The sequence below is a fragment of the Pseudomonas sp. JL27(2026) genome, from assembly GCF_056933555.1.
Genome location: NZ_CM167794.1, coordinates 3,165,201 through 3,179,949, shown reverse-complemented (window position 1 = coordinate 3,179,949; position 14,749 = coordinate 3,165,201). Strand labels below are relative to the sequence as shown.

Sequence of the window (14,749 nt, the reverse complement as noted above, 5' to 3'; positions counted from 1 at the left end):
AACCCATGGCGACTACTGTCACCTCGGACATGATTGTCTACAACGATCTTGCCCAAACCGCCTACCTGGAGCGCATCCAGGACGTAATGGACATCTTCAACGGCTCGTCCAATGGCGCCATCATCCTCGACAACGAGCTGATCGAAGGCGACCTGCGCAAGCGTGCCTTCTACAAGCTCGGCGGCTCGATCGCGCACCGTGATGTGAACTCGGTGGCCACCATTGCCGGCCAGAAGATCGGCTCCGGCGAGATGGTCGGCGTGAAGGTGCCGTTCAAGTACGGCCCTTACGAAACCACCGAAGAGGCGTTCAAGCGCCGCGCGCGCTCGCCGGAAGAGTTTTCCGAGCTGGTCGGCCAGGACTATGCCGACGCGGTACTCGAGGGCTACATCCAGTACGCCATGGCCGCCCTGAAGGCTTCCATCGGCGCGAACGCCAACATGGTCGCCAAAGCCAGCTTCGCCACCGACGGCAAGAAGGCGCTGACCAAGGGCATGCGTAAGTTCGGTGACCGCTTCGGCCGCATTGCGCTGTGGACCATGGACTCGGCGACCTACTTCGACATGGTCGACCAGGCCATCACCGAGAAGGTCTACGAAGAAGCGGGCGTGGTCATCTACGGTGGCCAGCCGGGCACCATGGGCAAACCGGTTCTGGTGTCCGACACCATCCCGGCCGAGACCATCTTCGGGTTACAGGCCGGTGCTGTGAAGATCACCGAGTCCCAGGCACCAGGCTTCCGCTCGTACAACATCGACAACCAGGAAAACTTGGCGATGGGCTTCCGTGCCGAGGGGACCTTCAACATGGACCTGCTCGGTTACAGCTGGAAAGACTCCACGGGCGGCCTCAACCCGAACCTGGCGGCCATCGGTGCCGGTGCCAACTGGTCCAAGTACGCGACCAGCGACAAGGTCACGGCCGGTGTCCTGATCGATCTGTCCGCGCCTTAATCGACTCACTCATCGCGGGCGGCCTGCAATGGTCGCCCTGGAGATATTCATGGAACTCATCTATTCCACCCAAAGCTCCGGCTTTGATCCGGAAAAGCGCTATCGCAATCCAGAGCACTTCGAGCGACCAGAAGCGGGCGTGACCAGTGTTCTGGTGGTTGGCGAATGGCCGAATGTGGTCGATGCCTATGAGGTGGTCGGCGTCGAGGTGGCGGTGAAGGAAGTTACGCGGATGGCTGGTGGTAACGGTGGCGGTGGCAATAAAGGCGAGCAGGAAGACCTGATCGGCAAGTTGCGCGCTGAAAGCGATACGATCCGCCTCTTGGTCGATGGCCTTGAGGCGGGTGAAGTCGAACGGCCAGAGGCTGGCGAGCTGGCAATCCGCTTGTTTGGTGCGCTCAACGACATTCGTCTCCAAATGGTCGGGATGGCTGGTCAGCGTGATGAGCTTGCAGCGGAAAACGAGAAGCTGCGCATCGAGTTCGAAGAGCTGAAGGTGGGTGAGGGGCAGGAAGTCGAAGCCCTGAAAGCCAAGCTCGATGCCGCCGGCATGACCTACCGCGCCAATGCCTCGAAAGAGTCCCTGGAAAAGCTCGTTTCCGAGTTGCCCAAGGCGTAATACTGCGGGCGGCTGGTAACTCCGGCGCCCAATCTTTGAAACTCATTTCAGCGAGTTGATCCATGACACTCATCATCGAGGACGGCACCGGCAAGCCAGACGCCGAAAGCTACGCGAGTGCGGCGGACCTGGTCATGTACGCCGGGAAGTTCGGCGTGACCATCCCCCTGGGTGAGCCAGCACAGGAGGCGCTGTTGCGCCGGGCCGCCTTGGCGATGGATGGCAAGGCCTGGAAGGGGCGCAAGATGGATAGCGATCAGGCTTTGGCCTGGCCGCGCCGAGGGGTTGAGCTGGATCACCAGATCAAACCCGACAATTACCTGCCTGCGCGCATCCAGTACGGCCAGATGGCTTTGGCTGCTGAGATTCATGCCGACGACATCGACCCGATCGATAAGCGCAAAGGTGCGGTGACGCTGGAGCGGGTAGAGGGCGCGGTCACCCGCGAATACGCGACGATCCCGAACACCAGCGGCCGACTGTTGCCGGCGGCGCCAGATCGGCCGAGCGCTACGCAGTTTGCCGACTACCTACAAAAGCGGGGCCTGTTCGCGGTCCGGGCATAACTGAAACGGAGCTTTCATGGCCACCTTCTACGACGAAATGGCCGTGATGGCTCTGGAGATGATCACAGCGTTCGGCCAACCCGTGACCATTCGCGCCATCACCCTTGGCGAGTACGTGCCCGGTGCTGGAGCCCCTGCTGAAACGGTCACCGAACAAACCGCCCAAGGCATCCTGCTCGACTTCACCGGTCAGGACTTTCAGAACAACAGCCTGATCAAGGTTGGCGACAAGAAGCTGAAGATCGCCGCGCAGGGGCTGGAGTGGGCACCGCAGTTGCTGAACAAGGTCATCGTTCAGGGCCGCACCTGGTCCATCGTGCCGCCACTGAAAGAGATCAACCCGGCCGGCACACCGATCCTCTACGAGCTGCAGGTGCGCTCATGAGCAAGTACTCGGGGCTCAATGGCAGCTTCGCCGAGAACATTCGCCAGTTTGCCGAACAGGCCCAGACAGCGCTCGACGCCACTTTCCGCGAGATCGTGATTGAGCTCGGTAATAGCGTCATCCGCATGTCGCCGGTGGGCAAGCCCGAGATCTGGGCGGTCAACGTCGCGCACCAAGCGGCCAACACCCGTGCCGCTGACGACTACGACTTCAAGGTGGCCGTGCGCAACACAGCCATCAACCTGACCGACAGCAACTTCACCAAGTCAGGCAGGCTCAAGCGCGGAGTGAAGTACGCCAAACCGCTGACCAAGACCGAGCGGAACCAGAACTTCAATGTGAATGGGCTGGTGGCCGGCAAGGGTTATGTGGGCGGGCGCTTTCGCGGCAACTGGCAGTTTTCCATCGATTCCCCGGCTGAGGGTGTGCTTGACCAGATCGACCCGTCCGGCAACGCCACGCTGGCGGCGCTGAGAGCACAGGTGTCCGCGCTGACCATTGGCCAGACCGCGTACATCGTGAACAACCTGCCTTATGGCATTCCGCTTGAGTACGGGCACTCCAGGCAAGCGCCGGGTGGCATGGTCCGGGTGACCCTGGCCCATTTCCAACAGATCGTTAACGAAGCCATCAGGAATAACCAGGTATGAGTCATAACCTCATTGCCTCGATCTACGAGGCCAAGCTGATCAACTGGGCCAAAGCCTTGCCGGTGCCGCTGAAGGTGGTCGTCGAGAACGAAGCCTTTAAGCCTGCCGACAGTGAAACCTACCTGCGCGCCTTCACGCTACCGGCCGACACCGCGAGCAATACGCTCAGCGGCGATCACCGACTCTACACCGGCGTGTTTCAGGTCAGCATCGTGACGCCGCCGGGCAAGTACCGTGATGCTGCTGGCGCGCTGGCCGATCAAATCGCCGCGCTGTTCCCGCTGTACGAGCGCAACACTCAGGGTGCGCTGACGGTGGTGACCATGACCCCGGTCGACCCAGGCCCCGGCATCCCGGACGACACCACCTTCACGGTGCCTGTGTCGTTCCAGTACCGCGCCGACACCCCCTAATTCGCCCCTTGGGCACACCACTGAACCCGCCCTCGAGCGGGTTTTGTCATTTCTGCAAAGAGGTAACACACCATGGGCTTCAGACTCCCCAATGGCGCAACCCTTGAGATCGCCGCTGCGTACGGCGTTGCCATCAAGGTCACCGCGCTCAGTAACTCCGCTCCGGCTGTCGCAACGGCGGCCGCGCATGGCCTGGCTGACGGCGACATCATCGCCGTGGCTTCGGGCTGGACGCGCCTGAACGATCGAGCGGTGCGCGTGGCGGATATCCAGTCCGGCACCTTCGCCCTGGAAAACATCAACACCACCAACGTGCAGCCATACCCGGCGGGCTCCGGTGTCGGCTCGGTCCGTGAGGTCACGGCGTTTCAGGAGATCTCGCAGATCACCGACCTGGCCTCGAGCGGTGGTGACCAGCAGTTCTTCAGCTTTGGCTTCCTGGCTGAGGACGACGATCGCCAGATCCCGACCACCAAGAACCCGGTCACCCTGGCGATCACCGTGGCCGATGACCCGGATCAGGCCTATGTGCCGATCGTCGAAGCGGCCGATGAAGACCGCGAGGTCCGGGTGCTGCGGCTGAATCTGCCGAACGGCGACATCATCCTCTACAACGGCTACGTGTCGATCACCTCGACCCCGGCCCTGGGTCGCAACAACCTGATGACTCGCGTGATCAGCGTGGCGCTGTCCGGCCGTCCAACTCGCTACAAAAAAGCGCCTTAAGGAGTCTGCATGGCTACCAAATTCAAGATTGCCCAGAACCCGACCTTCAAGGGCGAGGTGGATATCCCACGGGTCGGCGGCACCACAATCAAGGTGCCGTTTGAGTTCAAGTACCGCGATCGCAAGGAACTCGCGGCGCTGTTCGCGGGCTGGCAGGAGCAGACCAAGGCGGATCAGGAGCGGTTCAAGGCCAAGGGTGATGACCTGACCCTGGTGGAGATCACCGATTCGCACATCGAACGCCAGATCGAGCAGGTCCAGGCGCTCGTCTCCGGCTGGGGTTTCGACGACAAGTTCGACGACGCAGCGATCCGTGCGCTGGTGGAAACCTCCGCCGGTGCCGGTGACGCAATTGTCGAGGCTTACCAGAAGGCGTTTGTCCCGGCCCGCTTGGGAAACTGACCCGGGTCGCCCGCCTGATGTACGAGCGTGGACCGTCGGATGCGGATCTGGCGGCACTCGGCATGTCCCGCGCGGACATCCCGGACGAGGAGTGCGAGGTGCTGCCGGACAACTGGCGCACCTTCATCCTGTTCAACGCCTTGTCCACGCAATGGCGCAGCGGTATGGGCGGCCCGACCGGTCTGGACTACACGTCGATTCGCGACGTGGCCGGCTACCTCGGCCTCAAGAAAAAACAAATCGCTGAGATTTTCCACGACCTCCAGGTGATGGAGGCCGAAGCCTTGCTCGTCATGTCCGAGCAATCGAAATAAGGGAGCACTCATGTCTACGATCGCTGAGCTTGGCCTTGCGGTAAATTCGAGCGAAGCGGTCCAGGCCACTACGGATCTGGAGCGCCTGGCGCAGGCCGGGGCAAAAGCTGAGAAGGCCGCCGACGGTGTGGCGACCGGTTTCGACAAGGCGGCCACCGCTACTGCTGGACTGGCCTCGGCCGAAGGCAAGCTATCAGAGTCCACCGATGACGCGATGAAGCGTCTGACGGCCATGGCCAAAGCCTCATTGGAGTCGAGCGAGTATTACCAGCGCCTGACTACCAGCGTGAACACCAATTCATCGGCGATGGACGCTTCCGGCTCATCGGCCAGCAGCTTGGCTGCACTGAGTCGGAAATTGCAGGCCGAATCGGATGCCAACGTGGGCGCCACGGCGCGTCAGGCTGAGGCCGCGAAGAAGGCTGCGGCGGCGAGCGGGGTGCAGGCAGAAGGTTTGCAGGCGCTGCTGGCCAAGATCAACCCGACCATTGCAGCCTTTGAACGGCTCGATCAGCAGCAAGAGCTTCTCAAGCAACACCTGAAGGCCGGGCACATCGATACCGATCAGTTCAAGTCCTACTCATCGGACATCGAGGCCACCCGCAAAAGCCTGCACGGGTTTGACGATGGCCTCAACAAAACCGAGAAAACCGCCAAGCAAACCGAGATGGCGTTGCGGCAGTTGCCCTCGCAGTTCACCGACATCTTCACCAGCCTGGCGGGTGGGCAAAACCCGTTGCTGGTGCTGATCCAGCAGGGTGGGCAGATCAAGGATTCGTTCGGCGGAGTCGGCAACACCTTCGACGTGCTGAAGGACAAGTTCAAGTCGCTGTTCTCGTTCGGCCCGGGCTCGGCCGAGCTGGGCGTGTCGCTGGCGGGCATTGCGGCGAACTCGAAGGAGGTGGCGGAAAATGCCGGTGAAGCGGGCGAGAGTCTGTCTGACCTGGCCGAGAGCTCGAACACTGCGGCCGAGGCGGCGGATAACGCACAGCGAGCTGTTGGCGCGATCGGACCTGCTGTTTCTGGCACGACGCTAAGTGTCATGGGGATGGCGGTCGCTGTCACCGTGGCGGCGGCCGCAATTGGTGGGTTGATCTATGGCTACAGCAAGGGCAGCAAGGAGGCGGACGAGTTCAACAAGGCGCTGATTCTGACTGGCAATTACGCCGGCACATCAGCGGGTCGATTGGCTGACCTGGCGCAGCAGGTCAGTGCCACCAACGGCACTACTGGGGAGGCGGCTGCATCGCTGACCAAGCTGGCGGCCAGCGGCGTGATTGCCGGCGGCAGCTTCAAGGACATCGCCGACGCGGCGGCAGCCATGGAGGACGCCACCGGCAAGTCGGTGGATGCGACCATTGCCGAGTTCGTCAAGATTGCCAAGGACCCGGTTGCCGCGGCGAAAGAGCTGAACGACCAGTATCACTTCCTGACTGCTTCGGTTTACTCGCAGATCGTCGCGCTCAAGGAGCAGGGCGACACCATTGGTGCTGCGAAGCTGCTGACTGACACCTATGCCGACACCGTCAAGGGTAGGGCCGGGGAGATCACCCAGAACCTTGGCACTATCGAGAAAGCCTGGAAAGGCATCACGGATGAAGCCAAGAAGTCGATCGATGCTGTCAGAAACATCGGCAGGGATGAGGGGCCGGCCAAAAGGATTGCCGAGCTAACGCAGAGCGTGGCTTTCGCGCGAAGCGCGCTTAAGGCTGATCCGGCTGACACCGACGCCAAAAAGAAGCTCACGGATTCGGAGAAGGAGCTTTATCAGCTACAGCTCATGGTGTTTACCGGGGAGCAGCGAACCAAGAGTCAAGAGGATCAGGTCCGCATCCAAAAGGAGGGGATCGAAGCCGAGCAGCACCTCAAGCAAATCAGCGATGCGAACCTCACGAATGCCGAGAAGCGCGACAAGCTGACCAAGAAATATCTGCTTTACGTTGAGCAACTGAAGAAGGCCAACCCAGATAGCCCCTTTGTTCAGCCCGAGTTTGTCGCTAAGTCGTTGCAGAACATCAAAGACAAGAACAAAGACCCCAAGGTCTCCACCGGTAGAGCCAGTGCGGTTGACCTGACCGCGTTCAACGCTGCGCAAAACGCCCTCAAGGAACTCCAGGCCGACTACGCCAACACCCAGAAACAACTGGATGCGGCGCAGAAAGCCGGGCTGATCTCGCAACAGGAGTACCTGCTCAAGCGTGAAGCCTTGATCGGTAACGAGCGCGATGAAGTTACCGCAGCCTATGAGGCGGAGATCGCGGCACTTGAGGCCGTCAAGGCCAAGAAAAGCACCTCGGCCGAGCAGCGCATCCAGCTCGACCAGAAGATCGCCGATGCCCGTACCGACATGCTCAAGGCGCAGAAGGCGGCCGACAGCGAGCTGGAAGTGCTGGCGAAGAACGAACAGGGCCGGCTGAAGAAGCAGGAACTGGCCGTCAAGACCTACACCGATGCCTTGCAACAGCAAGTCGACACGCTGCGCCAGCAGGGGCAGCGTGCTGCGGCCGGGCTTGGCCAGGGTGATCGCCAGCGTGGCTTGACCGATCAACAGAACGCCATCGACGACCGCTTCAACTCGCAGAAACTCGACCTGGCCAACCAGTACGGCGATGGCTCGCGCGGCATGAGCCTGGACGAGTACGCCAAAAAGCTGGCTGCGCTGAAAACCACCCAGCAGGACCTGCACGACACAGTGCAAACCAACTACGACGAGATGACGGCGGCCCAGGGTGACTGGAGTGCCGGCGCTTCGTCGGCCTGGCAGAACTACCTCGAGTCGGCCCGCGATGTGGCTGGCCAAACCAAGAGCCTGTTCAGCAATGCCTTCAGCTCGATGGAAGACGCGATCGTCAACTTCACCATGACCGGCAAGCTGTCGTTTGCAGACTTCACCAAGTCGATCCTGGCGGACATGGCCCGGATTGCCACGCGGCAGGCCAGTTCGGCGTTGCTGGGCAGTTTGGTCGGGGCGGCAACGAGCTACTTCACTGGTAGCGGTACTGGTGCCACTGGCACGGCAACCGCGGGCGGCGCGTCGGCGGGCGCGCAGAGTTTCGGCAGCCAGTTTGATGCGAGCTCGGCCACGGTGAGTTTCGGTGGTGGCCGGGCCTCGGGCGGCGGGGTTGATCCCAACACCCTGTACGAGGTCAACGAGAAGGGACCGGAGCTGTTCAGTCAGGGTGGGCGGTCGTATCTGATGACCGGTGCGGCCGGTGGCAGCGTGACCCCGCTGACGCAAGGTGGCGGGCCGGGTGTTGCTGCGCTGAGTGGCGGCGGTGGCCCGGGAACAGTGATCAAGGTGGACGTGCGCATTGACGGTGACGGAAAGGCCAGCTCCTCTACCGACACGGCGGGTTATGAGTCCTTCGGCCAAGACCTGGCCAATTTTATTGACCAGCGTTACGAGCAGAAGATGAAAAAAGACATGGGGCAGGCCGGCAGGATCAGCACTGCAATTAAGGGGCGATGACCGTGGCACTTGAAACCTTCACCTGGTCAATCGAGAAGGGTGCCGCCGGCGACGTCAAGCAGCGGGTGCGCACCAAGAACTTTGGCGACAGCTACAGCCAGACGGTGGCGGACGGCCTCAACAACAAGATGCAGTCCTGGCCGTTCAGCCACAGCGGCACTGCGGCTCGGATCAAGGAAATCATGGCCTTCCTCGATCGCCATCAAGGGGCGAAAGCCTTCCTCTGGACGCCACCACTCGGCGAACTCGGCCTGTATAAATGCAACGGCTATCAGCCCATCCACAAGGGCGGCGCGGCGTACACGCTGACCGCCACCTTCGAACAAACCTTTCACCCATAGGGTAACGCCACATGGCATTGATCACGGACATCCAGAAACTGGAGCCCGGCGGGGAAGTGCGCCTGTTTGAAATTGACGGCACCGAGTACGGCGCCGACGTCCTGCGCTTCCATGCTCACGCAATTCCACACACGCCGGAAGAACTTCAGGCTTATGCCGGTTCGGTCGCCGAACTGCCGGCGAAAGCACTTTGGTGGCAGGGCAATGAGTACGCGGCCTGGCCTGTGCAGATCGAAGGCATCGGCGCCGACAGCAATGGCAGCGCCACTCGCCCGGTGTTCAGCGCAGGCAACGTCAACGGGCGAGTCACCGCGCTGTGCCTGGCCTTCGAGGACCTGCTCAAGTTCAAGCTGACAGTGCGCGAGACGCTGGTCCAGTACCTGGATGCGGCGAACTTCTCCCAGGGCAACCCGACGGCCGACCCGACGCAGGAAGCATTGGAAATCTGGTACATCGACCAGAAGACCGGCGAAGACGGCGAGGTCGTGCAGTGGGAACTGTCGTCCCCGGGCGAGATCGACAACCACGGGCTGCCCGGTCGACAGATGACCACGTTTTGCCATTGGGCCATGACGGGCGGTTATCGCGGCCCGGACTGCGGCTACACCGGGGCGGCGATGTTCGATGACGACGACCACCCCACGGACGACCCAAGCAAGGATCAGTGCAAGGGCTGCCTGATGTCCTGCAAATTGCGCTTTGGCCATAACAACCAACTCCCTCACGGCGGATTTCCTGCTGTGTCCCTGATCGCCCGGAGCTGACCATGCGCAAGCACATCCTCAGTGCGATCCAGGCGCACGCCGCGGCGGAGTACCCGAAAGAGTGCTGCGGCCTGCTGTTGGCCGTGGGCCGCAAGCAGCAGTACTTCCCGTGCCGGAACATCGCCACCGAGCCGAACGAAGAGTTTCGGCTTGACCCGGAGGATTACGCCGCGGCGGAAGACCTGGGCGAGGTGATTGGCATCGTTCATTCGCACCCGGACGCAACCAGCCGGCCGTCAGCGCATGACCTGGCCATGTGTGAGGCCACGGGTTTGCCCTGGCACATTCTGAGCTGGCCCGAGGCGGATCTGCGCAGCATCACCCCGAGCGGCAACACGCCGTTGCTCAATCGTCCGTTCGTGCACGGTGCCTGGGATTGCTGGCAGGTCTGCGCGGACTGGTACCAGCGTGAGTGGGGCCTGGAGTTTGAAGCCTTTCAGCGCGAAGACGGCTGGTGGGAACAAGCGGACGGCCCAAGTCTTTACGAGCAGGCCTATGAGGCTGCCGGGTTCGTCAGGGTCGACCAGCCGCAGCGTGGCGACATGATCGTCATGGCCATGGGGCGCACGGCGCACCCGAATCATGCGGGGATTTATCTCAGCGCTGATCCGGCGCTGCCCGGTGAGGAATCTAACACTTTTGGCCCTGGGCCTTTCCTGCTGCACCACATGTATGGGCGGCCGTCCGAGGTGATCGTCTTTGGCGGGCCTTGGCTGGACTGCGCATGCCTGATTCTCAGGCACAAAGATGCAAAAGCAACCCCTTGAATGGCCTCTCTTGGCCAATGCCTGGCGGTTGTCATAGGCAACAAACGGCCAAAAGCAATGGGATGGACTCCTCCTCACTTCGGCATCTTGAGTGCCAGACTGAAAGTGCGAACCACAGTCAACAGTGAGAAGGAGTCCACACATGAAGCTTATGCGCATTGGGGTCGACCTGGCCAAGAACGTGTTTCAGATCCACGGCGTGGATTGTCATGAGCTACCCGTCTGGCGGCAGCGCCTACCGCGTGATCGCTGGCTGCAAACGGTGTTGGAGAAGATCGAACCTGGCTGTGAGATCGGGATGGAGAGTTGTGGCGGTGCACATCACTGGGCTCGGCAGCTACAAGCCCACGGATTTCGGGTGAAGCTGGTCGCGCCGCAGTTCGTCAAACCGTACGTCAAGAGCAACAAGAACGACGCGAACGATGCCGAGGCGATCTGCGAAGCGATGAGCCGTCCCAGCATGCGCTTCGTCGCCATCAAGACCATCGAACAACAGGATATCCAGGCGACGCATCGCATCCGGGCCGGCTTAATCGAACAGCGGACGGCCAAAGCCAATCAGATCCGTGGGCTGGTCGCCGAGTACGGTCTCGTTGCACCGAAGGAATTGCTGATGCTGCGTCGTGCAATACCATGCTGGCTAGGGGATGCGGATAACGGTTTGACGGCACGCTTTCGTCGTCTGCTGGATGGTTTGTGGGACGACCTTCGTGCGCTGGATGGGCGTATTTGCCAGCTCGATGGCGAGATCACTGCGATCGCGACAAACGAGCCGTCCGCCGTTCGCCTTCAACAGCTGCGTGGTGTCGGTCCAATGATCGCCACAGCGCTCGTCGTCGCTCTCGGTGATGCCCGTCAGTTTGCCAATGGCCGACAGTTTGCCGCCTCGCTGGGACTGACACCGAGGCAATACAGTTCTGGCGGTAAGGATCGACTACTCGGTATCAGCAAGCGCGGTGATACGTATCTGCGAACATTGATGGTGCATGGCGCACGCTCGGCGCTACGCACAGCCAAATCCAAAGAGGATCGGCTCAGCCAGTGGGCCGTTCGTTTAGCCGAGCGATCGCATCCCAATGTGGCCGCCATTGCGCTGGCCAACAAAACTGCACGCATGGCTTGGGCGATGCTGCGTCACGACACTGATTACCAACCGAATCAGGCAGCGGCCTGATCTATTTACCCGACGTGTTCTACGAGAGAAACAACTCTTAACCACGATTGCGAAGCAACCTGAACGATGGCAAACCGGTCGAACCGGCGTCGGCAAAACCCTCGAATGTCCAAGTGCGAAAAGCACGAAAAAGCGATCGGGAGCCGGCGCGCGAATAGCCCATCATGGCCCTGCATCGAAACGATGCCGTATTTAGAGGCCGAATATACGTGTGCAGTCGGCACGGGCGCCAAAGCAACGGGGCTTGCAATGAGGGGGAGTCCATATACGGACATTCATAACCTTGCCCAGGCCGGCTCTGGCCATAACATCATCAGCCCTGCAAGCGGTGTCTACCATCATCAGATCAAATCGAATTAAACTTGATCTGATGTCAGCAGGCGACCAGCGATCTATGGAATCCCTGTATTTCTCACGGTTAAGCGCCGCGCTTGTTTCTGGGCCTTGGCACTCTCCTACTGAAACGTCACGACCAGCCCCAGCAACCTCCTAAGGAAAGAAACTTCATGAACAAGTTAGTTGTGACTACATTACTTATGTCAATCTTCGTTTCAGCTTCTGCTTGTGCGAATGACAAGTATGATCTGAAATGTACGCTGGATAGTGGAGATGTGATGACACTTAGTCACGGCAGCGGTACTGTCTATATCGAATTTATGGGAGCCAATGACGATCCAGATGAAGGCGGAAGCGTGATTAAACTGGACATTCTTTCCGGTGGAGCGCAGCAAACTCTGAACACAAGTGCCGTGGGCACTCAGTCTTTTGCCCTCAGAGGAACTGATGATGATATTGAAGGTGCTGTCGCGATTGGTTACGACAAACACGAAGGAAAGCAGACTGCTTATTTCAGTCTAATGAATCAAATGGGCAAGGAAGTACAAAGTCATACTTGTAAGCCTGAGACCATTCGGGCACAGAATGCATTATTGACGGAGGGCATTGCCGAAATTGAAGCTCTGCATCAGAAGCCCCAACCAAACAAGTCTGGTGCAATATCAAAAATAGAACCATTTACTGCACCGTCAGCATCCCCCATCAAAGTAGGCGTTGATGAGAGGCTTTTTCAATATAGCTCCGTCAAAACACCTTATCGTACAGTAAACATTACCAGCATTGCCGAAGGCTTGATTATCAACAGCGTTATTGTCAACCGCAACCAATGCTCGTCAAGCGTTGGCAATCCGAATAAAGCATTTGAATTACCGTTCGGCCGAACAATTACTTATAGTTACAACATTCAAAGTCGACGTTGTGATGTGGTTGAAATTATTGTTAAAACAAATAAAGGTGATTGGACTCTTGCGCCTTGATGATGTGGCGGCTTGAATCGCCCTTGGTTTCGTAGATCATCTGCAGGTCTGTATCGTTCGGTAGCTAGCCTCCGCCGAGGTCAGCTATGGGTCGATTTTTGCCCCTCATGACCGGCAAAAATCGGCCAAATGCTGTCAATCGACAGACCAGAACAACTCCAGCCTTGAATAGTCATTTCGTGATCTGCTTGCCATCTCGAATGTAGCTGTCATGTCGTAGTCACCGTCCTCCACAACAAGCGCAACCAAGTCGTGCTGTAGGTCTTCCTTCAAATAATCGATCAAATTACAGGCGGCTAGGACAGTGCAGTCTGTCGGTACATCCTTAGTGTAACCTCCAAACGCACGCTGAAAAAAACGAGCCAAGTCGTTCGCTGCCTGCTCAGATATTTCGGAATACTTGTTCAGACCAACGTTGTACAAAGCATTCCGCATGTCTCCCTTCAGGCAGCAATGCGCTTGCTTGTAGGCATATTGGTAGCGGAACAACAAACCTCCTTCAGGATAAACGAGGTGCGATGAGTCCGCCGACTCCTCAAGGAAGGCTACCGTCCGATGTGAGAGCATTTTTCCACCTTGAAACTTTGACTGTCCGGATTGCTGAGTGCACATAAGCACCGCTTGAGGAGCAGGATACACTGCCGACCAGAATGGACGGTGGCGAGAGGCTGCAAGTGGCCGATCTCTGACGCTCGCGGTCGACAATCTGTTTGGCGAATGCAGGGCCATCCGCGCGAGAGCATTTCCCGCACCCTCGTTGGTGATAAAGTCCCGCCAAATCTCAACGAGGGAACGACATGAAATTGTTCGTAGGGGCGGTGGTGCTGGTGATGTTGGCGGGGTGCGGCACCTCTTCAGTCAGTTCGAGAGACGCTCAATCAGTACCTGCCGATCGGATTCTGGCTCATCGATCGCCAGTCAAGGACGGGGCAGCATTTATCGTTACTCGGGACACGGGCTGGCTGGCCGGTGGCGGTTGTTACGCAGCAGTATTGGTTGACGGAAAGGTTTCTGCTCGTGTCGGCACCGGAGAGACTGTAAAGCTTCATGTTCCGGCGGGCCGACACATTGTTGGCATTTCTGGAGATTCGGACGGCTCTGGACTATGCGGAATGCAAATAGGTCAACAGGCCAAAGAGTCAGCAACTGTAATCAACTCCGGGGAGACCCAGAAATATCGGATTTCAGGCGATACCAATAGCGGCCTAGATCTACGGCCCACATCTATTTGATACCAATACTTAAGCCGCCTTTGGGCGGCTTTTTACTGCGCGGAGAAAAACCCATGCCACCAGTTTCCATCGAATACAACGCCCTGACTACGATCAAGCTTTACGGAGTGCTACGGAGGTTCGGTCGAGAGTTCAGACTTGCAGTGAGTACTCCGGCAGAGGCCGTGAAGGCGCTCTGCGTGCAAATTCCAGGATTTGAACGCTTTCTATCGAATGCAAAAAGTAGAGGGATGGAGTTCAGTATTTTTAGGGGGCGAAACAATTTGGCCGAGACGGAGCTCGGGTTTCACGGGAAGGGTGATATTAGAATCGCGCCTGTTATTACGGGCAGCAAGCGGGGTGGCGCTCTTCAAACCATTGTTGGAGCAGTTCTGATTGTCGCAGGATATGTACTCGCACCATTTACAGGCGGGGCCAGCATGGCCCTTGTTCCGGTCGGCATAGCCATGGTCGCTGGCGGGGTGATCCAAATGCTCAGCCCTCAGCCGAAGGGTCTGAAGACCAGCGCCGCCCCGGAGAACACCCCAGGCTATGCTTTCGGCAGCGCCAAGAACACCACGGCCTCCGGTAACCCGGTCCCACTGTGCATCGGCAAGCGCCGGGTCGGCGGGGCGATCATCAGCGCCGCGATCTACGCCGAAGACCAGATGTAGCCCGCTCA

The 14,749-nt window shown here is 59.2% G+C and carries 18 protein-coding genes; 17 read left to right on the top strand and 1 reads right to left on the bottom strand.

Features of this window, described 5'->3' with window-relative positions:
- Window positions 1-5 precede the first annotated feature (5 nt).
- From AC1Z1G_RS14345 to AC1Z1G_RS14275, 15 genes are all read left to right on the top strand, one after another.
- Window positions 6-953 (top strand): major capsid protein, encoded by a 948-nt coding sequence (locus tag AC1Z1G_RS14345; RefSeq protein WP_483620734.1) that lies wholly within the window; start codon window positions 6-8, stop codon window positions 951-953.
- Between the two features lie 49 nt (window positions 954-1,002).
- Window positions 1,003-1,572, top strand: coding sequence for a hypothetical protein (locus AC1Z1G_RS14340; protein WP_483620733.1), 570 nt, complete (start codon window positions 1,003-1,005; stop codon window positions 1,570-1,572).
- Between the two features lie 62 nt (window positions 1,573-1,634).
- Entirely contained in the window at window positions 1,635-2,138 is a 504-nt protein-coding gene (locus AC1Z1G_RS14335; RefSeq protein WP_483620732.1) for a DnaT-like ssDNA-binding protein, read from the top strand.
- Window positions 2,139-2,154: 16 nt separating this feature from the next.
- Entirely contained in the window at window positions 2,155-2,523 is a 369-nt protein-coding gene (locus AC1Z1G_RS14330; protein WP_483620731.1) for a hypothetical protein, read from the top strand.
- Window positions 2,520-3,173 carry a hypothetical protein gene (locus AC1Z1G_RS14325; protein ID WP_483620730.1) on the top strand — a complete coding sequence of 218 codons (654 nt, stop codon included), beginning with the start codon at window positions 2,520-2,522 and terminating at the stop codon, window positions 3,171-3,173. Before AC1Z1G_RS14330 ends, AC1Z1G_RS14325 begins: the two co-directional genes overlap by 4 nt.
- The gene (locus tag AC1Z1G_RS14320; RefSeq protein WP_483620729.1) at window positions 3,170-3,586 is read left to right on the top strand and encodes a phage tail terminator-like protein; all 417 of its coding nucleotides are present in this window, start codon (window positions 3,170-3,172) and stop codon (window positions 3,584-3,586) included. Before AC1Z1G_RS14325 ends, AC1Z1G_RS14320 begins: the two co-directional genes overlap by 4 nt.
- Before the next feature lie 72 nt (window positions 3,587-3,658).
- Window positions 3,659-4,312, top strand: coding sequence for a phage tail protein (locus tag AC1Z1G_RS14315; protein ID WP_483620728.1), 654 nt, complete (start codon window positions 3,659-3,661; stop codon window positions 4,310-4,312).
- A gap of 9 nt (window positions 4,313-4,321) precedes the next feature.
- Window positions 4,322-4,714: a phage tail assembly chaperone gene (locus AC1Z1G_RS14310; RefSeq protein WP_483620727.1), complete on the top strand. Its 393-nt coding sequence runs from the start codon at window positions 4,322-4,324 to the stop codon at window positions 4,712-4,714.
- Window positions 4,715-4,776: 62 nt separating this feature from the next.
- On the top strand, window positions 4,777-5,028 hold the full coding sequence (locus AC1Z1G_RS14305; RefSeq protein ID WP_483627859.1) for a DUF1799 domain-containing protein: 252 nt from the start codon (window positions 4,777-4,779) through the stop codon (window positions 5,026-5,028).
- Window positions 5,029-5,038: 10 nt separating this feature from the next.
- Window positions 5,039-8,497 (top strand): phage tail tape measure protein, encoded by a 3,459-nt coding sequence (locus AC1Z1G_RS14300; RefSeq protein WP_483620726.1) that lies wholly within the window; start codon window positions 5,039-5,041, stop codon window positions 8,495-8,497.
- A gap of 2 nt (window positions 8,498-8,499) precedes the next feature.
- Window positions 8,500-8,838, top strand: coding sequence for a phage tail protein (locus AC1Z1G_RS14295; protein ID WP_483620725.1), 339 nt, complete (start codon window positions 8,500-8,502; stop codon window positions 8,836-8,838).
- 11 nt (window positions 8,839-8,849) lie between these two features.
- Window positions 8,850-9,602 (top strand): phage minor tail protein L, encoded by a 753-nt coding sequence (locus AC1Z1G_RS14290; RefSeq protein WP_483620724.1) that lies wholly within the window; start codon window positions 8,850-8,852, stop codon window positions 9,600-9,602.
- Window positions 9,603-9,604: 2 nt separating this feature from the next.
- Complete coding sequence (locus tag AC1Z1G_RS14285) at window positions 9,605-10,369, top strand: C40 family peptidase (protein WP_483620723.1); 765 nt, start codon at window positions 9,605-9,607, stop codon at window positions 10,367-10,369.
- 142 nt (window positions 10,370-10,511) lie between these two features.
- Window positions 10,512-11,543 carry an IS110 family RNA-guided transposase gene (locus AC1Z1G_RS14280; protein ID WP_483620722.1) on the top strand — a complete coding sequence of 344 codons (1,032 nt, stop codon included), beginning with the start codon at window positions 10,512-10,514 and terminating at the stop codon, window positions 11,541-11,543.
- Between the two features lie 506 nt (window positions 11,544-12,049).
- Window positions 12,050-12,856, top strand: coding sequence for a hypothetical protein (locus tag AC1Z1G_RS14275; RefSeq protein ID WP_483620721.1), 807 nt, complete (start codon window positions 12,050-12,052; stop codon window positions 12,854-12,856).
- Between the two features lie 135 nt (window positions 12,857-12,991).
- On the opposite strand, the gene AC1Z1G_RS14270 is transcribed toward AC1Z1G_RS14275, so the two are convergent.
- Window positions 12,992-13,345 (bottom strand): hypothetical protein, encoded by a 354-nt coding sequence (locus AC1Z1G_RS14270; protein ID WP_483620720.1) that lies wholly within the window; start codon window positions 13,343-13,345, stop codon window positions 12,992-12,994.
- Window positions 13,346-13,653: 308 nt separating this feature from the next.
- On the opposite strand from AC1Z1G_RS14270, the gene AC1Z1G_RS14265 reads away from it, so the two are divergent.
- Both AC1Z1G_RS14265 and AC1Z1G_RS14260 read left to right on the top strand, forming a co-directional pair.
- Window positions 13,654-14,088 (top strand): hypothetical protein, encoded by a 435-nt coding sequence (locus AC1Z1G_RS14265; RefSeq protein WP_483620719.1) that lies wholly within the window; start codon window positions 13,654-13,656, stop codon window positions 14,086-14,088.
- A gap of 53 nt (window positions 14,089-14,141) precedes the next feature.
- Complete coding sequence (locus AC1Z1G_RS14260) at window positions 14,142-14,741, top strand: tail assembly protein (protein ID WP_483620718.1); 600 nt, start codon at window positions 14,142-14,144, stop codon at window positions 14,739-14,741.
- The last annotated feature ends 8 nt before the right edge of the window (window positions 14,742-14,749 follow it).